Annotated in this window: 17 protein-coding genes and 1 pseudogene; 9 read left to right on the top strand and 9 right to left on the bottom strand. The window is 49.7% G+C overall.

The features are described 5' to 3' along the window. Window positions 1–17 precede the first annotated feature (17 nt). Together aceK and ACJJIS_RS01810 are read left to right on the top strand one after the other, a co-directional pair. Window positions 18–1,772, top strand: coding sequence for a bifunctional isocitrate dehydrogenase kinase/phosphatase (aceK, locus tag ACJJIS_RS01815; protein WP_444934262.1), 1,755 nt, complete (start codon window positions 18–20; stop codon window positions 1,770–1,772). Between the two features lie 56 nt (window positions 1,773–1,828). Beyond that, window positions 1,829–2,338, top strand: coding sequence for a hypothetical protein (locus ACJJIS_RS01810; RefSeq protein WP_444907179.1), 510 nt, complete (start codon window positions 1,829–1,831; stop codon window positions 2,336–2,338). Between the two features lie 124 nt (window positions 2,339–2,462). On the opposite strand, the gene ppk1 (ACJJIS_RS01805) is transcribed toward ACJJIS_RS01810, so the two are convergent. Together ppk1 (ACJJIS_RS01805) and ppk1 (ACJJIS_RS01800) are read right to left on the bottom strand one after the other, a co-directional pair. Further along, window positions 2,463–4,514: a polyphosphate kinase 1 gene (gene ppk1, locus ACJJIS_RS01805; protein WP_475709329.1), complete on the bottom strand. Its 2,052-nt coding sequence runs from the start codon at window positions 4,512–4,514 to the stop codon at window positions 2,463–2,465. A gap of 360 nt (window positions 4,515–4,874) precedes the next feature. Further along, entirely contained in the window at window positions 4,875–6,923 is a 2,049-nt protein-coding gene (ppk1, locus tag ACJJIS_RS01800) for a polyphosphate kinase 1 (RefSeq protein ID WP_444934264.1), read from the bottom strand. Window positions 6,924–7,308: 385 nt separating this feature from the next. Between ppk1 (ACJJIS_RS01800) and ACJJIS_RS01795 the strand changes: the two genes are divergently transcribed. From ACJJIS_RS01795 to ACJJIS_RS01785, 3 genes are all read left to right on the top strand, one after another. Further along, window positions 7,309–8,781 (top strand): Ppx/GppA phosphatase family protein, encoded by a 1,473-nt coding sequence (locus ACJJIS_RS01795; protein WP_475709328.1) that lies wholly within the window; start codon window positions 7,309–7,311, stop codon window positions 8,779–8,781. Between the two features lie 72 nt (window positions 8,782–8,853). Then, window positions 8,854–10,320, top strand: a complete 1,467-nt coding sequence (locus tag ACJJIS_RS01790; RefSeq protein WP_475709327.1) for a protein adenylyltransferase SelO — start codon at window positions 8,854–8,856, stop codon at window positions 10,318–10,320. Between the two features lie 183 nt (window positions 10,321–10,503). Continuing rightward, a complete protein-coding gene (locus tag ACJJIS_RS01785; RefSeq protein ID WP_108734638.1) occupies window positions 10,504–10,923 on the top strand; it encodes a DUF2147 domain-containing protein in 420 nt (139 codons plus the stop codon). 64 nt (window positions 10,924–10,987) lie between these two features. Here the strand turns inward: ACJJIS_RS01785 and ACJJIS_RS01780 are convergent, their stop codons facing one another. From ACJJIS_RS01780 to ACJJIS_RS01765, 4 genes are all read right to left on the bottom strand, one after another. After that, a complete protein-coding gene (locus tag ACJJIS_RS01780) occupies window positions 10,988–12,067 on the bottom strand; it encodes an HlyD family secretion protein (protein ID WP_282931136.1) in 1,080 nt (359 codons plus the stop codon). After that, entirely contained in the window at window positions 12,060–12,509 is a 450-nt protein-coding gene (locus tag ACJJIS_RS01775) for a MarR family winged helix-turn-helix transcriptional regulator (protein WP_444907174.1), read from the bottom strand. Before ACJJIS_RS01775 ends, ACJJIS_RS01780 begins: the two co-directional genes overlap by 8 nt. Window positions 12,510–12,646: 137 nt before the next feature. Continuing rightward, window positions 12,647–14,896, bottom strand: a complete 2,250-nt coding sequence (parC, locus tag ACJJIS_RS01770; protein WP_282931134.1) for a DNA topoisomerase IV subunit A — start codon at window positions 14,894–14,896, stop codon at window positions 12,647–12,649. Between the two features lie 236 nt (window positions 14,897–15,132). Beyond that, entirely contained in the window at window positions 15,133–15,594 is a 462-nt protein-coding gene (locus ACJJIS_RS01765) for a DUF2846 domain-containing protein (RefSeq protein WP_444926010.1), read from the bottom strand. A 359-nt stretch (window positions 15,595–15,953) separates the two neighbouring features. Here ACJJIS_RS01765 and ACJJIS_RS01760 point away from each other — a divergent pair, with 359 nt between their 5' ends. The 4 genes and pseudogenes from ACJJIS_RS01760 to ACJJIS_RS01745 all read left to right on the top strand — a co-directional run bounded on the left by ACJJIS_RS01760 (window position 15,954) and on the right by ACJJIS_RS01745 (window position 18,730). Beyond that, complete coding sequence (locus ACJJIS_RS01760) at window positions 15,954–16,274, top strand: hypothetical protein (protein WP_445362576.1); 321 nt, start codon at window positions 15,954–15,956, stop codon at window positions 16,272–16,274. Between the two features lie 153 nt (window positions 16,275–16,427). Continuing rightward, window positions 16,428–16,619 (top strand): annotated as a pseudogene (locus ACJJIS_RS01755) (ABC transporter permease); the annotation flags it as partial. Between the two features lie 708 nt (window positions 16,620–17,327). Beyond that, window positions 17,328–17,930, top strand: coding sequence for an ABC transporter ATP-binding protein (locus ACJJIS_RS01750; RefSeq protein WP_475709326.1), 603 nt, complete (start codon window positions 17,328–17,330; stop codon window positions 17,928–17,930). After that, window positions 17,930–18,730 (top strand): ABC transporter permease, encoded by an 801-nt coding sequence (locus ACJJIS_RS01745; RefSeq protein ID WP_444911598.1) that lies wholly within the window; start codon window positions 17,930–17,932, stop codon window positions 18,728–18,730. The genes ACJJIS_RS01750 and ACJJIS_RS01745 overlap by 1 nt, the downstream gene beginning before the upstream one ends. Before the next feature lie 72 nt (window positions 18,731–18,802). Here the strand turns inward: ACJJIS_RS01745 and ACJJIS_RS01740 are convergent, their stop codons facing one another. The 3 genes from ACJJIS_RS01740 to ACJJIS_RS01730 all read right to left on the bottom strand — a co-directional run bounded on the left by ACJJIS_RS01740 (window position 18,803) and on the right by ACJJIS_RS01730 (window position 20,272). Next, a complete protein-coding gene (locus ACJJIS_RS01740; protein WP_282931129.1) occupies window positions 18,803–19,108 on the bottom strand; it encodes a hypothetical protein in 306 nt (101 codons plus the stop codon). A gap of 292 nt (window positions 19,109–19,400) precedes the next feature. After that, window positions 19,401–19,808: a GFA family protein gene (locus ACJJIS_RS01735; protein WP_282931128.1), complete on the bottom strand. Its 408-nt coding sequence runs from the start codon at window positions 19,806–19,808 to the stop codon at window positions 19,401–19,403. Window positions 19,809–19,900: 92 nt separating this feature from the next. Next, on the bottom strand, window positions 19,901–20,272 hold the full coding sequence (locus ACJJIS_RS01730) for a hypothetical protein (protein ID WP_475709325.1): 372 nt from the start codon (window positions 20,270–20,272) through the stop codon (window positions 19,901–19,903). Between the last annotated feature and the right edge of the window lie 248 nt (window positions 20,273–20,520).

Here is a 20,520-nt window from a genome sequence, read left to right as displayed (position 1 = left end):
GAAAAAAAGTCTAGTGCATGACGAATCACTCACCGACCGCCCGACGCATCGCTAAAACCATCCTCAATGGTTTTGACGCCTATTTCGCAGACTATCAGAACATCACTTTGGGCGCCAAGGCCCGTTTTGAAACCGCCTCCTGGCAAGCGGCACATGAGGCCAATAAAGCCCGGATCGATCTTTACAAAACCAAGGTCACCCAAGTGGTGGACCTGGTCCATTCGGTAACCAGCAAGGACACCAGCCAGCTGGAGCTGTGGCGTGATGCCCGCGCCACTTATGCACAGCTGATTGCCAATCACAGCAATTATGAGATCGCCGAGACCTTTTTTAACTCGGTGTTTTGCAGCCAGTTTCACCACACCAACATTCACGACAGCAATATCTTCGTCAAGCCGTCCCGAGCACCGGAAGACAAACCGCTACGGGATTACAGCATCTATATCAGTTACAGCGGCCGCCACGGCCTCGAGTGTATGGTCGAAGATATTCTCAAGGATTTCAGCTTCTCCACGCCCTGGGAGAATATGGAGCGCGACATTGCCCATATCTGCGAATCCCTGCGCAGCGCCCCCCTGGCCAATGTGGACAACGAGAAACACTTGCGGGTGGACATGCTGGAGTCGGTTTTCTACCGTAACAAAGCGGCCTATCTGGTGGGGCGCATAATCCTGAACGGCGAAGTTATCCCCATGATCCTGCCCTGCCTAAACAACGGGCGCGGCGGTATTTTTGTGGACACCCTTATCTACAATAACGACTCCGCCAGTATTATTTTCAGTTTTACCCGTTCCTACTTTATGGTGGATGCGCCAATCCCCTCCCGCTTTGTGCGCTTCCTGTCCACCATTATGCCGCTCAAGGAGAAGTCTGAGCTTTACAACTCTATCGGCTTCCACAAACACGGTAAGACCGAGTTCTACCGCCATATCCTCGCCCATATGAAGGTCAGTAACGACAAGTTTGTTATTGCACCGGGCATTAAAGGGATGGTGATGAGTGTATTCACATTGCCCTCCTACCCGGTGGTATTTAAAGTCATTAAAGATGAGTTCGACCAGCCGAAAACTGTCACCGAGAAGATCGTAAAAGAAAAGTACAAGTTCGTATCCCGCTCTGACCGGGTCGGCCGTATGGCTGACACCCAGGAGTACTCTTACTTTATTTTCTACCGCAATCGCTTCAGTGAAGAGCTGATCAAAGAACTGCAGGAAGTGGCACCATCAAAACTGATCATTGATGAGAAGCGGGTCATCATCAAACATCTATATGTAGAGCGGCGTATGGAACCGCTTAACCTCTACCTGCAACACGCCAATGAAGAGCAAACTAGAGAAGCCATGGAAGAATATGGCAATGCCATCAAACAGCTGGCAGCCGCAAATATCTTCCCAGGCGACATGTTGCTGAAAAACTTTGGGGTTACCCGTCACGGGCGGGTAGTCTTCTACGATTACGATGAACTCTGCCCATTGACGGAATGTAATTTCCGCAAGATTCCCGAAGCTCATACCTCTGAGCAGGAGCTGGCCGACAAGCCCTGGTATACCGTCGCAGAAGCCGACGTCTTCCCGGAAGAATTCCGCCTGTTCTTCTCTGGCAATCCCACCGCGCGCGCTGCATTCGAAAAGCAGCACGGCGATTTATACAACTATCGCTTCTGGAAACTCTTACAAGATCGTATTCGCGCCGGACATGTGGAGAGTGCTTTCCCCTATCGACGCAAGTGGCGTTTCCCGCGCCGTTCCCATAACCGTGCACAACAAAAGTAGACGACCAATCTATGACTATATTGGTAGGAGGACTTTTCCAAGGGAGCGGATAATCCGTGCATATTTTTCGCTGGGCTCTAGTTGCCGCAACTGTTTCCCTGCTGACGACCAGCGGTTGCGGCTATTTCCCCAGCGAGATGTCCATCCCCGGTAAGCTTCCGCCGGCAAAGCGCCCACCACCTTACGCACGAATCACAGGAAAACCCCACGTAGTTAGCTGCGCAACCCCCGCTCGGGGGTTTCCAACCCTGTCCTTTGATGAAGTGTTTACTTTTACCGAAAATCCGCGACAACCATTCGTAGAGTCATACGGCCTCCCCCAACAGTTCGACGTGATTGCCTATGTCTGGGGCGCGGAAAGGTGTACGCCAGCAGCCTTCTGTAACTACGGAGATTATTACCAGCTGCTGGGACGAGGACCCAGAGGCGACTTTGCGACCTGGATCTCAACACCACAATATCCCCGTATTACGATTCAATCCCCCTGCGGCCAGCGGCTGAAGGTGGGCCAGGGCTATCGTTTTTCATTTAGTGATGGACAACTGGTGGGATTTAGCCCCAACTAAAGAAAAGAGTTGCCTCTAGCGTGATAGACAGTATTTGAGACATGCGGTGAAGACACCCAGTTAGGTCTGTAAAGCATCTATGCCCATACACCCTTGGGCACCGTACAATTCCCTTCTGCCTTTTTTAGTACCTCTGGGAATGCTTCTTCAAGTAGCGGTAAATAGCGTCCTGGGCCCGACAACCTCTACTCCCTTCATTAGCCAATCTGGTATTGGTTTGACCGGCATCAATTAAGCGGGCCTTCTGATTATCATGCCACTGTAATTCCATGATCTTCTTAATGGTTCGGAGGTGTCGAGAATTGGTCACCCGGTAAGTGACTTCGATCCGTTGATCCAGACAGCGGTTTTTCAGGTTTGCAGAGGACATCCACATCAGTTCATCGCCACCATTATGAAACACATAAATCCTTGCATGCTCCAGAAACTTATCCACCAAACTGATCACCTTAATGTTGTCGGATAATCCAGGAGTGTCGCATACCAAAGAGCACTCACCGCGAACGAGTAATCGAATCTCTACTCCCGCAGCGCTCGCCCGATAAAGGTGGGCAATCAGCTTGCTGTCTATCAGGCTGTTGCACTTAAAGAATATGCCAGCTTTACGCCCAGCAAGGGCAGCCTCTATTTCCCGGTTTATGGCCTGCTCAAACGAACTTCTCAATGAGAAAGGAGAAACGATAATATGCTTGAAAACCTGTTTTGTATTGGGGAATCGCATAAATTCAAACAAGTTATAGATGTCGCGCCCCACTCCCTGATCATTAGTCAATACACTGAAATCACAGTAGACACGAGCAGTACTCTCGTTAAAATTCCCTGTTCCCAACTGGGTATAAAAGCGATTCTTTCCCTGTTCACGGCGAACTACAGAAATTAACTTCGCATGAACCTCCATTTCTGGAACACCGTAAACAACCAACACTCCTGCTTCTATTAATTTACGGGACCAATAAATATTGGCTTTTTCATCAAAACTCGCCCGCAATTCAACAACCGCAATTACTTTTTTATTATTTCTAGCCGCATTAATTAACGCCGCGATTACCCTTGAGTTTTTCGCCATTCGATACAAAGTAATACGTATCTCTTTTACCTGCGGGTCAATAGAGGCCGAAGCAAGGAAATTTGTTATTGCCCAAAAATCATGATACGGATAACAGAACAATCCATCATCGTCTTGCAATTGGTCAAAAATATTTTCACTGGTGGATAAAGCCAAGAGCGGTGCCGGCCTTCTATACCGACAACTTTTGGAGTCCGGGGCAAAGCCCATAAGATCTTTGGAGTTGTGATAACGCCCACCAGGGGTATAACTATCCCTGGACCCCATCTTCAGCTTTTTCTTAATCAGCTCCAACAGTGTATTAGGCATTTCCATGTCGTAAGCAAGACGTACCGGCTCTGCACGCTTACGCTGTTTGAGCGACCGTTCAACACGTTCAAGAATATCCCGGTTGACATACTCCCCCAGCTCAATATCTGCATCCCGACTTATCTTGAACATATATGCCTTGGCAGAAAGAATAGGCAGAACATTGCGGAAGACTTCTTCCAGGCACACTCGAATAATATTATCCAGAACGATGTAAACTTTCTCTTTCCTGCCTTGGCGCGATGGGATTTCCAGGAACCGGGGAAGAATAGCAGTGGGAATCTCCATAACTGCATATCTGCTTGGCTCCCCTTTTAAATTCAAAGTAATAGCGAAATAGATATTGTTGTCACTCAGCAGTGGCATTGCTGATCTGCCATCGATAAAAAAAGGCTCTAACTCCGGTAAAACCAGGCTATGGAAATAATTTTTTACAAATCCCAACTGATGGCTATTTAAGCTATCCTCACGAACAAGATAAATACTATGTTTTTTTAATCCCGATAACACTTTGACATAAGCTTCGGCATAGCGCTTTTCAAGTATCAAAATACGATCATTAATAGTTTTCAATAGCTGGGAAAAGTGCTCCCTCTGCCCCACACCAGAATCAATACTCGCCAACCTCCGCACACCAGCCACCTTAATGCGGAAAAACTCATCCATATTCTGGGAGAAAATTCCGAGAAAGTGTACCCGTTCGATAGCCGGGACTGTTTCATCCTCCGCTTCCTGTAGTACTCGCTCATTAAAAGATAGCCAGCTTAATTCGCTGGGAAATAGAGGAATATCATTCAGCATAGATAGAGCACTTCACCAACGCTTCTACTATTGATCACCAAAATACAGATACCAGCCTCCCCAAATCCGCCCTACTGGTACAGAGCTTAAAATCTGGCTAACTATAAAATAATAGAACAAGGTGACAGCGTATTTTTGGATTCACTCCTTGTGATATCGGCTATAAAACCAACAGTAGAGCTTCTATCTTGGTAGCGGGATCAATAAATAAAGGAAAGATGCACTCTATCATGAGTGATAGCCTAAATTGGGTAGAATAATGATGTTAGCAGTGCAAATGGTATTTGTGACCCCACAGACAAACTGAAGGGTCACCTTTTTATCTAGGGAAGGTCTACAGCCCATTACTGACGATCTATACTACTCCGCCTCGCGCTGCTTTAAAAAGCGATAGATGGCATCCTGAGATCGACAACCTTTTCGTCCCTCATTAGCTAACTTGGAATTTGTTTGCCTGGCATCAATTAGCCGTGCCTTCTGATTATCACTCCACTGCAATTCCATAATTTTGCGAACTGTAGCCTGGTGCTCCGGATTCATAAGCGGGAAAGTGACTTCAACTCGCTGATCCAGGTTTCGTTTCATCAGGTCCGCCGAAGACAACCACATCAGCTCATCACCACCATTGTGAAAAATATAGACTCTGGCATGCTCCAGGTACTTATCTACCAAACTGATAATACGAATATTGTCTGATACGCCCGGAGTCTCACAAACCAATGCACACATCCCACGAACGATAATACGAATTTTTACACCTGCGGCACTGGCACGATACAGCTGCTCAATAATCTGGCTATCCACAAGGTTATTGCACTTGAAAAATAGCGCCGCTTCCTTCCCTGCCTGGGCGGCATCAATTTCACGATCTATCGCTGCAGTAATCGCATCCCGATAGAAAAATGGTGAAGTGATAATACGTTTAAAAGAAGGGCGCTTACGCGGTGCCTGCATAAACTCAAATACATTGTACACGTCCCGACCCAGCTCCTGGTTATTGGTCAATAAGCTAAAATCGCAATAGACCTTCGCTGTATTCTCATTAAAGTTACCGGTGCCAAGATGGCTGTAGAAACGATCTTTGCCATCCTCGCGGCGAAGCACAGAAATTAACTTGCAATGTACTTTTAGGTTGGGCATGCCATACACCACATTCACCCCGGCATCGCTCAACTCATGGGACCAATGGATATTGGCCTTTTCATCAAAGCGTGCCCGCAACTCCACCACCGCAGTCACTTTTTTGTTATTGCGAACCGCATTAACCAGAGCCGCAACTACACGGGAGTTCTTTGCTACCCGGTAGAGATTAATCCGAATTTCTTTAACTTGAGGGTCTAGTGCGGCAGATGCCAGGAAATTGACAATCGCATGGAAGTCATAATAGGGATAATAATAAAGCCGATCCCCTGCGCACAGCTGTGAAAATACACTTTCATTTTTCGGTAAGGCTGGCAGTGGTGTGAGGCGCTTATAGCGAAGTCGGGCGGATTCCCCCGGGAATTTCATCAGATCTTTGGAATTGTGATAACGCCCACCGGGGGTATAGGTATCATAACGCCCCATTTTCAGTTTCTTCTTCACCAGCTCCAGTAGAGCCTCAGGCATATCACCATCGTATGCCATACGCACCGGATCTGCGCGCTTTCTCTTTTTTAGTGAGCGCTCCATTCGGTCGAGAATATTCTGGGTTACCTCTTCACTTAACTCCAACTCAGCATCGCGACTGATCTTAAAGGTATAGGCGCTGGCTTTAGCGATAGGCACCACATGGCGAAATATTTCTTTAAGGCATCCCCGGATAATATTATCGAGAACGATGTAGACTTTCTCCCGCTTCCCCTCCCGTGGAGGAATCTCCACAAAGCGGGGAAGTGTATCCGTAGGAATCTCCATTGCCACATAGCGCTCGGTACCATCATCCAACTCAAGTGCTATCGCAAAATAGATACTGGTTTCATTAATCAATGGCATGGGCTTGCGCCCATCGATAAAGAATGGCTCCAGCTCCGGCAGCACTTCCCGGTGAAAGTAACTTTCTACAAACTGGCGCTGGTTATCGCTAAGCGAAGTCTCCCTAACCACATGGATATCATGCTTTGCCAGATCCTTTAAAGCTTTGTTATAGGCCTTCGCATAGCGCAACTGTAACCTCAACACCCGATTATTAATCGATTGCAATAGATTACTGTAATATTCCTTCTTTTCTCCGCCAACGGAAAAGGCTGCTAAACGACGTACCGCTGCAACATGCACACGGAAAAACTCATCCAGGTTATTAGAGAAGATTCCCAAAAAATGTACGCGCTCAATAACAGGCACACTTTCATCTTCCACCTCCTGTAAAACACGCTCGTTAAATGAAAGCCAGCTCAACTCTTTGGGAAATAGAGGCACATCGTTAGACATTGCAAAACCATAAAACGCACCCAGTATCTAACGGCAGTTTAAAAATCCAGATTATTCTGGAAGCAGCCTTAACACGGGGCTGAGGGTCAAGATTAAGTAAAGAAATATGCCACTGAAATGTGGCTGTGAGCAAGCGCCTATAGCAATATAACGATCTAGTATGGCTTCACAGTTTTCTGCCACACTGTTTCAGTCCATAAATTGGCACAAATAAATAAAAAATATCTTTTATTTATAAAAGATATTTAATAATTTTGTAACACTTTTAGAGGTGGCGCCTTTTTGGTGCGCTGTAAATTGACTGCACTCACTATTGGACTGAAAAGTGGCAAAATGAATAATAGAGTGTCCGACTCCATACATTAGCGCTTTCAACGGGATATTGATGCAAGCTCCAAACGAACGCTATGCCGCCCTAGATTTGGGCTCAAACAGTTTTCATCTGCTCCTGGCAGAATTTCGTGATCAGCGCATGGTACGCCTGCACACAGACAGAGCCATGGTGCGCCTGGCCGAGGGGCTGGATATTAACCACCACTTGGACCCGGCGGTAACCGAACGGGCCCTGACCGCTCTGCAACGCTTTCAGCCAGTGATGGATAAACTGCCCCTCGACCATGTGCGTGTTGTGGGTACAAATACACTGCGCATGGCTGCGGCCAATGCCGATGGTTTTTTGGAAGAAGTGGAATCAATACTCGGAGTGCCGGTGGAAATTATCAGCGGTATCGAGGAGGCCCGCCTGATCTTCACCGGGGTTCTCGCCGCCGCCAATGGCCCCCCTCGCTTGCGCTGCATTATTGATATTGGCGGTGGCTCCACGGAGCTGGTTCGCGGTGGTGATACTCCACAGCAACTGGAAAGCCTGGATATAGGCTGTGTTTCCTACAGTAAACGTTTCTTTGCTGATGGCCTGATCAGCCGCAATACCGTAAACCACTTCCAACGCGCGCGGCGAGCGGCGCGGGCCGAATTGCAGGAGCTACAGCATATTGCCGAAGGCGCGGAAGTTACCGGTTGCTCCGGGACTATCAAAGCGGTTGCCAGGATTTGCAATGATGGCGAAGTAAAGGCGATCAAGCGCGGGGATATCGATCAGCTTGCGCACCGGGTTTCCTCCGCCAAACATATCACGGACCTGGATTTACCCTACCTGGATGAAGAGCGTCGCCCAGTTTTCGCTGCCGGCCTGGCGATACTGCATGCAATATTCTGCGAACTCGACATTATGCGTATGGAAGTCTCCCCCTATGCAATCCGCGAGGGCATTGTGCACGACTTGGCCGGGCGCTTGCACGGCGGGGATCGACGTGCAGATACGATTGCCGCCATGGTAGAGCGCTGGCAGGTAGATACCAACCAGGCTAAGCGTGTCAGTTCCTCCTCACTCAAGCTCCTGCAGCAGTTGCGCCCCCAGTACCCACCAGAAGGCAAGGTGCGACTGCACTGGGCTATCCAGTTGCACGAAACCGGCCTGGCCCTAACTCACAGCAGCTTCCGCAAGCTGGGGGCCTATATGGTTAAACACGCCGATATGGCCGGATTTGCCAAAAGTGAACAGGAGCACCTGGCCTACCTGGTGCAAAACCAACGGGGAAGAATCAAGCCGCCACGGGAGCACTATGGCTTCCATCCCAGCCCAGATCTTCTGTTATGCCTGCGCCTCGGATGTATTATTCACCGGGACCGCACCGAACGCAGCCTGGATGGCTTAAAGCTATATGACCAGGGAGACGCCTATCACCTGGAAGCCGATCAACAGTGGCTGGAGGATAGCCCGGCAATTGCAGAATTGCTGGAGCAGGAAGAGCAACACTGGCGCTCACAGAATCGGCCCCTACAGATAACGGCGGTGTAAGAGCCTGGGGCCCTTGTGAGCCACTTTGGACACTGGCGTTTTACGCAAATATTCACCCTACAATCAAAAGCTATGAAACTGAGCGAAGTCACTCTCGAACACCACTATGCGGATATGGGGGAAGCCTTTGGCACCCCCATAGCACCCACTCCTTTCCGCCACCCCAAGGTAATCGATACCAACCCTTCAGTGCTGCAACTATTGGGAATAGATCCCAACGAGAAATCTGACCCCGCCTGGGCCGAGCTGGGCTGTGGCGCCCGCCTGTTTAAGGGAAGCCGCCCATTTGCGATGAAATACACCGGTCACCAGTTCGGGGTCTACAACCCGGACCTGGGGGATGGGCGAGCACTGCTGTTGGGTGAAATCGAGAGTGAAGGCCGGCGCTGGGAACTGCATTTAAAGGGTGCAGGAAAAACGCCCTACTCCCGCTTTGGCGATGGCCGCGCAGTATTGCGCTCCACCATACGGGAGTACCTCGCCAGTGAGGCACTCTACGGCCTCGGTATTCCCAGCACCCGGGCACTGTGCATTGTTGGAAGCGACGAACCAGTCACCCGAGAGAAAATCGAAACCGGGGCCATGCTGATCCGAGTGGCGGAGAGCCACGTGCGTTTCGGTCACTTTGAATACCTGTTTTACACCAAGCAACTGGAGGCCCTGCAGGAGTTGATCGGGGTTATTTGCCGACGCTTTATACCGGGTACAGAGGGTATGGCAGTGGGAGACCAAGCTGAAGCACTGCTGCGCTTTACCACCCGGCGCAGTGCAGAGCTAGTGGCAGCCTGGCAGTCCGTAGGCTTTGCCCACGGCGTGCTCAACACCGACAACATGTCGATTATTGGCGACACCTTTGACTACGGGCCCTACGCCTTCCTGGACGACTACGACCCCACTTTTATCTGCAATCACTCCGACCACACCGGCCGTTACGCCTTTGAGCAACAGCCTGGAGTCGTACTGTGGAACCTGAATGCTCTCGCCCATGCACTGTCGGCCTTTGTCGGTGTAGACGCCCTACGCGAATGCCTGGAGCAATTCCAGCCGGTGGTAAGCGAGGCCTATGCGCAACGTATGCGGGCCAAACTGGGCCTGGAAAAAGAAGAAGATGGCGACCAGGCCCTCTGCTCGGAACTGCTGAAGTTGCTACAACACGGCCAGGCCGACTACAGCCTGTTTTTCCGCGCCCTGGCCCACTACCGGGGGGAGCGTCCGGCTAGCGCTTTGCACGAGTTACTCAAACCCACTCACCACAGCGCCCTGGATCAATGGCTGGAGCACTATGATCGCCGCCTCACCCGGGAGACAAATAACTCCCGGGAGCGCAATCTAGCCATGCTGTCAGTCAACCCGAAATACATTCTGCGCAACTATTTGGCACAGAAGGTCATCGAGGCTGCTGAAGATGGCGACTATCATCCTTTGCGGACTCTGCGCCAGTTACTGCAATCCCCTTTCGCCGAGCACCCGGAGCGAGAAGTCTGGGCCAGTGTACCGCCAGAATCCGGCAAGCGTATCCCCTTGAGCTGCTCCTCTTAAAGGTGCCTTTGGGTAATTCACAAAGGTCCCGAAATTGGGACAAATAGAGAGAAAAGGCAGGGATATGTGGCCAAATGCTACTTTTTGACTGTTAGATTTTACCTGATGACGACTGGCCCACTGCCCTCGCAGGTGACTTGATGTAATATCTGGGTCACCCTACTTTACATAGGAAAATAAGTGATGATTAGAAACCTGCTTCTGGCCACCTTTGGCCTGCTGTTCGCCCTGCAGGCCAGTGCTGCAGATATCCTGGGCAACTGGCGCACTATCGATGACGAGACTGGAGAGACAAAGTCCATCGTCAACATCTATGAAAAGGATGGGAAGTATTACGGCAAGGTAGTGGATCTTCTGATGAAGCCTAACGACACCGTTTGCGACAAGTGCCCAGGCGACCTGAAAGGTAAGCCCATTGTCGGCATGGATGTCATCAGCGGGCTGGAAAAGAAAGGGAAAAAATACGAGGACGGGGAAATTCTCGACCCGGTTAAAGGCAAGGTTTACGACCTGAAAGTCTGGCTGGAGGATGACAATACCCTTAAGCTGCGCGGCTACCTGGGCTTCCTCTACCGCACCCAAACTTGGCACCGAGTTCAATAAGCAACTAGGTGCAGCTCTCGGGCCCGAGTTCTTTCGGGCCCAGAAACCTCTCTCTCAAACCCAGTTAAAGCACCACCCTGCCGCTTTCACCGCTCGTTGCACGGGCCGACACCACTTTATCATCTTCACTGGTATCAATTCGTACCTTGGCGCTCATACCTGCGCGCAGAGGCGGAGAATCCTTGAGGGGGTATAGACGCAATCGCACCGGCACCCGCTGCACGACTTTCTCCCACTTGCCACTGGCATTCTGCGGCGGTGTGGAAGCAAACTCACTGCCACTGGCGGGGCTCATACTGTCCACCTGAGCCTGCCACTCAAAATCCGGGTAGGCATCCAGGGTCACTTCCGCCTGTTGGCCCGTGCGCACGCGACCCAGCTCGGTCTCTTTCAGGTTGGCCTCCACCCAAAGGCCAGTGGAGCCAATCATTTGCAGCAGGTTAATGCCCAGAGTGGCCATCTCCCCCACCTTGGGTACGGTATTGGCGATAGTGCCATCCACGGGAGCAATAATGCGCGTGCGCGATAACTGGTAGCGGGCGGTATCCAGCTGCGCTTGAGCCACTTTTAAATCTGCCTGCTCTTCCAGGGCAATACTGGGATCACCTCCCAGTTCAGCGCGCAAGCTGGAGAGCTTCTCAGCATTAATCGTGATCTGTGCACGGGCCCGCTCCAGCTGCTGGCGGGCGCTGTCCAGCTCCGCCTCGGAAAACGCCACCTTGCTCAGTTTTTCATTGCGCTCCAATTGGCGGCGGTAAAAGTCCGCATCTTTGCGTGCCTGCTGCAACGCTGCGTCTGCTTCAGCATATTCTGAACGGCGAGCGAGCAATTCGTTGCGCACCTGGGCCAGGCGCGCCTCCGCCTCAGTCACCGCCAGTTCGAAGGCCGTGCGGTCGATCTGAATCAATAATTGCCCCTTCTCCACGACCTGGTTGGCACTCACCAGTACCTGGGTGACAACACCACTAACCTCAGGCGCCAGGGAAATCTTGTCCGCTTTCACGTAAGCGTTCTCTGTCTCGACAATATCGCTGCCGCGCAACAGGTTCCATCCCCCTATCAGGACGGCCAATACCAGGAAAAAGGAGAGTGCGAACTCTCGTTGTCCGGCGCGGTCTAGCTTAATGGACAGCTTTTCAGTCACATTCAATCTCTTCACGTGTCAAATTCTTGCGCAACCGCAATAGCAGCGACTGCAATTGATCCACCTCTGCGGCGGAAAAGCCCACAAGTGCCTCACTGCGGGTCTGCTGGGCTACACCGCCCAGTAACTCAAGGGCCGGCATTGCCTGCTCCGTCAGATAAATACGGAAACAGCGCCGGTCCTCGGGATCGGGCCTCCGCTCCACCAGTCCCTCCTGCTGGAGGTTATCCAGCTGGCGCGCCAGACTGATCGGTGCTAGGTCCAGGCGCTCGGCCAACTCTGCCTGCTTGAGGCCCTCCTCGCGCAGTAGATGCCAAAGCACCTGCCAGCGGGATCCACTCAGCCCGTGGTCCTTGGCTCTGCGGTCGAAGTTTCGCCGCAGCAGCCGTGCTGCACTGTGTAGTTCAAAACTGATTTCAGTAACGGCATCTTCCCTGGACATATCTGCTCTCCCTGTCTAAGGCCGCTCATTATAAGCCTGCTTATTATTTCATCAATGTGTGAGTTATCAATATCCCAAAACCCCATTAAAAAAGGCGGTCACTAGGACCGCCCTTTCGACCTGCATCCGGGATGGATCTATTTCTCCAGAACCTCAATCTTATCGACCTTCTGGAAGCCCCGGGGCAGCTTGTTGCCGCGCCGGCCACGCTCGCCGCGATAGTGATCCATCTCCGAGATCTTGATCTTGGTATGGCGCTTACCGGCGTGAACGACCAGTTGATCCCTGCCCTTCAATACAGCAACACCGATGACCACCTCTTCGCGGGCCGCAGCTCGGGCCGAAGTGATATTGATAATCTTGTTACCCTTGCCTTTGGACAATTCCGGCAATTCAGTCACCGGGAACACCAACATGCGCCCCTCGGTAGTCACCGCTGCCAGCAGAACATCATCGAGGCTCTCCAGCAATTGAGGGGAAAGCACCTGGGCTCCCTTGGGCAGGGTCAGCATGGCTTTACCTGCCTTATTGCGCGACTGCAAATCAGAGAGCTTGGCGATAAAGCCATAGCCCGCATCGGAAGCCAGTAACACTCGCTGCTCATCAGGGCCCATCAACAAGCCCTCAAAGGTGGCACCGGAGGGGGGGTTGATACGCCCGCTGAGGGGTTCGCCCTGCCCCCGTGCCGAAGGCAAAGTATGGGAGGCAATGGAGTAACTGCGACCAGTGCTATCGAGTAATAACGCGGGCTGGTTACTCTTGCCCCGCGCGGCAAAACCGAGACTGTCCCCTGCCTTATAACTGAGCGCTGCCGCATCAATTTCATGGCCCTTGGCCGCGCGAATCCAACCTTTCTCAGAAACGATAACGGTGATGGGATCTGAAGACAGCAGCTCAGATTCACTAAACGCCTTGGCCTCTTCACGAGCCACAATCGGGGAACGGCGGTCGTCGCCAAACTCTTTGGCTGCGGCCAGAAGCTCTTTCTTGATCAAGGTCTTGAGGCGACGCTCGCTATTCAGGGTCTTGGTGAGGGTATCTCGCTCTTTTTCCAGCTCCGCCTGCTCGCCGCGAATCTTCATCTCTTCGAGGCGTGCCAACTGGCGCAGCTTGGTATCGAGAATGTAGTCCGCTTGGATATCCGTGAGCTCAAAGCGATCCATCAGCTCCTGCTTGGGCTCGTCACAGGTACGGATAATTTCGATCACTTCATCAATATTGAGGAAGGCAACCAGCAAACCTGCCAACAGGTGCAGGCGCTTCTCAACTTTATCCAGACGGAACTGCAGACGACGGCGGGTGGTAGTGGCGCGGAAAGTCAGCCACTCCCGCAGGATTTTATCGAGGGACTTCACCTGCGGGCGCCCGTCGATACCGATCATATTCATATTGACGCGGTAGTTGCGCTCAAGATCGGTAGTGGCAAACAGGTGATTCATCACCGATTCCATATCCACCCGATTGGATTTCGGCACAATTACCAGGCGAGTGGGGTTTTCGTGATCCGACTCATCGCGCAGGTCGCTCACCATGGGCAGCTTCTTCGCCTGCATCTGCTGGGCAATCTGCTCCAACACCTTGGCACCGCTCACCTGATGAGGCAGCGCAGTAATGACAATATCGCCGTCTTCCTTACTCCACAGGGCGCGCATCTTGATAGAACCGCGACCGGAGGTGTAAATCTTACGGATATCATCCCGTGGCGTAATAATCTCTGCCTCAGTGGGCATATCCGGGCCGAGAATATGCTCACACAGCTCTTCTACTGTGGCCTTGGGATTCTCCAGCAGCTCTACAGTCGCGTTGACCACTTCGCGCAAGTTATGCGGGGGAATATCCGTAGCCATACCCACGGCAATACCGGTGGTACCGTTCAATAGAATATTGGGCACCCGCGCAGGCAGTACGCAGGGCTCATCCATGGTGCCGTCAAAGTTGGGCTGCCAGTCCACAGTGCCCTGCCCCAACTCCGACAGCAGCACTTCCGAATATTTCCCCATGCGCGACTCGGTGTAACGCATCGCGGCAAAGGACTTGGGATCATCCGGCGAGCCCCAGTTGCCCTGGCCATCAATCAGGGGGTAGCGATAACTAAACGGTTGCGCCATCAGTACCATCGCCTCGTACACCGCGCTATCGCCGTGGGGGTGGTACTTACCGATCACATCACCAACGGTGCGCGCGGACTTCTTATACTTGGCAGTATTCTTCAGGCCCAGCTCACTCATGGCGTACACTATACGCCGCTGTACAGGCTTAAGGCCGTCACCGATATTCGGCAGGGCGCGGTCCAGGATCACATACATGGAGTAATCCAGGTACGCCTTTTCGGTGTACTCCTTTAACGGCAGGCGCTCTGTGGCCTCATAAACAGAGGTGTCGGTCATACAGCTCTCGTTATTCGATTCGGAAGGAGCGGATTATGGCGGACTGGAGCGGGAGGTTCAAAGGGAAGCTGAAAAAGGAAGGGGAGAAGCTCATTGTAAGTTCAATACAATCTCTAAAGCTTACCCAAAAAGTCCGGTGGGTATCGAACCAGCCTAATGCATTCTTAAGGGAATAAGACTCCCAGGTAAAATTTGGAGAAGCACACATACTAAGTGTGCCTCTCGCAGAGCCAACTTTATTTCTGGCTGCACTCGCCAGCTTTTGCAAGCTTTAATTTTGTAATATCAGCTTTACCTTCTTCAGACTCAACAAGTTTCAAGTCTGCACCACCAACGAACACTCCCATTTTAATGTATTGTTCGATAAAGTAATTTTCACCTGCTTTTACATCAACCAACAGGTCATTCGGGGAGAACTCCGACTCGGTTGAGACCTTATATTCTTTATCCCCAATAACCTCCTGGTAGAAAAAGACGTTGGGTGCAGATTGACCAACACATTCATCATTAACCCAGATATCTTTCTTCAGAGTAGTACCGGGACCAGAAGCTCTATAGATGTAGAGACCAGCATTCCCCTCAGTAGGTGAATTGAACTCTTTAGCTTTATTCGATAACTCATCACTCTCCATAGGAACCGACGCACAACCCGCAAAAAGAGATGTAGCTATAGAAAGCACCGCTAATTTTTTGTACATGTTTTATCCCCAATATAATTTAACACCTGCTAACGGCTGTTTTTTGTACAGCTTCTGCGTTAACAGACGCGCATCATATCAGCTTGACTACCAACTAGAACCTTTAATCAAATTGATCAGGGAGATAAAACTCGACTCTTCAGCCATATCCACAAAGCTTGAGTATTCCACCGACTTTAAGGTGAAGGAAATTGAAATAGATAGACACGATTATACCTGAGCTAAAGCTGGAATCACTGAGCATTGGCCCACATAAAAGAGTACAACTAAAAGTACTGGCAGGAAAAATCAATTGCCCTCAGGTCCCTATAGTTCGGGTAAAAGCCGTCTACTCAGAGCCATTACAGACATTGAACCCCATGACATTGATAACATTTGATGACGAAAGCCAGAAGGAAATGGCAAATCACAAGTGGCGGCAGCAAGTTATATTGGTACCACTGCAAAATGCCTGGTGGGACGAAACAATAGGCGAAAACTTTAATCAACCAATGGGGCATACATTAAACACTTTAAGATTTCCCGAGAATACGACAGACCGGCAGATAAGCCGGCTATCCTTCATAGAGAAACAACGCTTGACACTTATTCTCGAGCTTTCCTACACCGCACAAGCTTTTTTACAGGATGGGCTCAGTGTCAATGTGGAGACAGATACTACTAGTAAAATAGAAGCATGACTTATGGATGAAATCAGCAATCACCAATACCCCGCCACCTGGACGACCCATAAGAAAAGGCAGATCCAACGAGTGTAGAGCAGGCATTTTGAAATTAATGGGAGTAGCTTATTAAGTAACAATTAGTGTGATCATCTTTGATGGTGGCAATTATCGTTGGCTGCGACGTTGGTAGTCGTCCTGGCAATTTGCTCCAATATCACACGATCACAGCGCAGCAAGCCACTGATTGTCGCGGCAGTACGCACAGCGGTTCAATTGCCTCTTGTCGAGGTCATACTGGAAGTCCTTATCGCTATTGGTACCTTGTATAAGGCTCCACCATTTGGGCTGAAAATAAATTAGTGAATAGATCATCTCATACTGCAACGATACAACCGTATGCCTCTTTATGTAACTTGCCCTCTACTGGGAACCTATTTCTTTCCGAGTTGTGATGTCTATTTGTTGCTACTCACCAGCAGTCACTTTCTGTGCCTATCCTTGTCAGCATCCGCGCAAACCAGTACTACATCTCATTTCTTACCTGATCGACAAGGGGTGTCTTTCCAACAGCTTTTCTACTACTTTCTGTAAGTGCCAATATTCTTAGGTTGTAAATTTGATACCGTTCTCACTCAACTATAATTATCTCATTAGTGCCTTCCTCATGATCAGGATAAGAACCAACTCTATCAGCTGACCCACCCTTTACCGACTGCACTTATTAAAAATCAAGCCCTTTAAAATAATAGCTTCCGGCATACAGATTAAAATATCGATACGACTAAAGTTTTCTCTTCCACTGATTCTTAGATAAAATTACAAACAATAACCACAACAATACCTACAAAATTTATATCACCAGATTTTCATTGTCACCTTCCTTAACAGAGTCTACAATTTTTACAGGTTATAGATTTAATCCATAACCCCAGAGTATCAAGACATTCCCCAACCCAAGAAAGATCAAAAATTCATATACAAAGAATAAGAAATTAAAAGATAAAACTTACTTTACACAAATGATCATTTGCTGATAATTTCTATTAAACACTAATCTCCACGAAGCTCATGTCGACTCTGGTGCTAAAAAATATTTTTGTAGGTTGTCTTCAAAATATAAATTTAACCATGGCATCTGGCCAAATTATTTGCTTATCTGGTCCATCTGGCTCAGGGAAAAGCCGCTTACTCAGAGCCATAGCTGACCTTGAACCCTACACAGGCGACATATGCTTTAAGAATAAATCCCAGAGTACGTATCCAGCACACCAGTGGAGAAAGCATGTGATGTTGGTTCCCGCGCAGACTGCCTGGTGGGAAGAAACTGTCGGCGATCACTTCGCAACACCCATGAATGATGCACTTAAACTTCTCGGCTTTCCTGAGGACGCGGTAAAGTGGCAAGTCAATCGACTCTCTTCGGGAGAAAAGCAGCGCCTGGCTCTTATTCGCGCAATATCCTACAAACCCCAAGCGCTTCTTCTAGATGAGCCTACGGCCAACCTAGATGCCAGATCTGCCCAGGAGGTAGAGCAATGGCTGACAGGGCTCATTGAGGAGCACAAGCTGCCTACGATTTGGGTAGCTCATAGCCAGGAGCAGATTCGAAGGGTAGCTCACCGCCACTTGGCCATTGTTGATAATCAACTGGAAGAACAGGAGATCCATTGATGAGTGTAATCGACCTATCCTGGTGGCAATTGTCTTTGGCAGCGGGGCTGGTATTGGCTCTAGCCGTATGCACTCATGTAGCGCGACTACAACTAAGTAGATCGTTAATTGTTGCTGCTCTACGCACGGCTATTCAGCTCACCCTGGTAGGACTGGTACTGGAAACCCTTTTTGCAGTTGGCACCCTACTTTGGGTGGGACTTCTGGCTTTGGCAATGCTGCTATTTGCCGGGCAGCAAGTGGCAGCCCGACAAAAGTATCGCCTGCTCGGCGGCTGGAGCTTTGCCGTAGGCACCTTATCAATGCTGGTGTCCGCTTTCAGTATCACCATATTGAGTTTGGCCGTACTGATTGGCCCTACCCCCTGGTACCAACCACAGTATTCCATTCCACTTTTAGGTATGTTGCTGGGTAATACAATGACTGGTGTTGCCCTAAGCCTGGACCGCCTAACAGAAAGTATGCACCGCTCCAGGGATATTATTGAGAATCGCTTGATGCTGGGGCATACCTGGCAACAAGCCAGCTTGGAGTTTCGGCGGGATGCGATGCGTGCAGGATTGATGCCGACAATTAATTCCATGGCTGCCGCTGGGATAGTATTTTTACCGGGAATGATGACAGGGCAGATTCTCTCAGGCACCTCCCCTACAATTGCCGTCAAATATCAAATCCTGATTCTTTTTGCGATTGCATCAGGCACTGGTTTCGGCACTTTTCTCGCTGTTGCCCTGGCCTCAAGACAGCTCTTTGATAAGCGGGAGCGCCTGCGCACTGATCGCCTGATTAAAAATGCCTAAAGTCTGTGGAGAGATGATTCGATCGAAGGAAGGAGAGCGCCGGACACCTGAGAACCAGCGCTCTATTAACCTTTAACGGCCAAAGAATAAGATAGCCCCGGCGATAATCAGACCTACCAGCAAGGCCCATACACCCCGCAGCATCAGCGATCGGGCATATTCCGCCTCTTTGTAACGCAATGCATAGGGAATGCCGGTAATCGGCCCGAGGACGATCGTTACAATCCCCCAAACCCAGCGCTTGTTACCCAAGGCCGTCAACGCAGCCATCAGGCCACCAAACCAGCATAAAGTTACGCCAATTACAATTACCACCAACGCCAGGATGGACCACCATTGGTTGGCCAGGAAAATTTCTACAATTTGGGTTTCAGTCATGGAATTTAGCCAGTCCGTATTACCTTCCGATTACATCTTAATGCTCTCGGCACCTTAAAAGATTAGGTGCTTCCAGAACGAGACATCCGGATACCAATGCAAAGATGCTAAAAGAGCCGCCGCAGTGAGCGAAACCCATGCAGATGACCCTTTTGGTACCCTTCTAAGCTGAAATCACCATTGAGGGAAGCAGCGATACAGCCCTAGGACGCTATAGTAACCCTAAAGTGAATCCCGGGCGCATATTCCGTCTTGACTAAAAGATACCCATAGAGATAGCGAGCACTCACTATCATGAGTACTCAGTAACTATCTCCAGCCCCGTGATGTTCTGGGTATCGTTGGCAAATTCGTAGTAATCCGGCTTTTCATCGATAAAGATTTGATGGGTCATTGTTGTCTCGGCCGGAAGATCAAAGATCCCCGCAGGTACTGAGTACTGGGAAGTTTCCTTTAAGCGATAAAAGAGGTGCGAACCGCACTTTGAACAAAAACCCCGTTCAGCCCAAATTGATGAATCAAATACACTGACATGTTCCTCACCGGTAATCTCAACACTGGTTTGACAATCCACTGCCAACAGAGGACCACCGCCCCATTTTTTGCACATACCGCAGTGGCAAACCCCCAGATTTGAAGAGGGCAAAGATGCGCTAATTGTCACTGAACCACAGAGGCAACTTCCGTGCACTTGAGTCATATTGTTTTACCTTGCTATTACTTATATCAGGAAACGAATAGAATCAAATATTTGTGAAACCTTTCACAAATAAAACTACAAACTAACTTTTATCAATATTCCTTGCAGCGTCGCTGAAACCAGCTGACCCGCTTCTCATAATTAACCGGGCAATTTTCCTGGCAAGCTTCACCTAGCTCATTTAAAGATTTAGCCTCGGGATAGTAAGCCACAGTTTTCCCGTTGATTACATGAGAATACCCAGTATCCACAGAAGAAATTAGAAAGTGATTATCTTTACTCCCAATAAGGACCTTATCTCGGGCAAGCGCATAAACATCATACTGCCATATACCCCAAGCATTCCAACCATTCATAATCAAACAAGTGGACATGGTTTTTAGGGGTTGCCGCTCTACCTTCGCCTGCTCTGCGGAAAGAAGAGGGGCGAATAAAAAAACAAACATAATTAGTATTTTTTTCATATGCAGCCCTAATGAGTATTCAGAACTTAAAAACACACACAATATTAGGAGAAAAATTTTTGATATATTGAATGTCAGGCTCACTATGCCGGAATTCTACGACCGCATCAAGGAAGCAACTTGCAAGCCATAATTCAAATTAATTTGAAAATTACGTTAATCTAAAGGCAGACCTGGAAACTACTTAACCCCACAACAACCTGTAAAAAGGTCCCAACTCTCACCCTACAAATAACAAACCTTAAAAA

Source organism: Microbulbifer maximicatervae (SeqCode) (assembly GCF_056231245.1).
The sequence above is the reverse complement of the archived record's forward strand: the minus strand, read 5'-3'. Positions and strand labels throughout refer to the sequence as shown.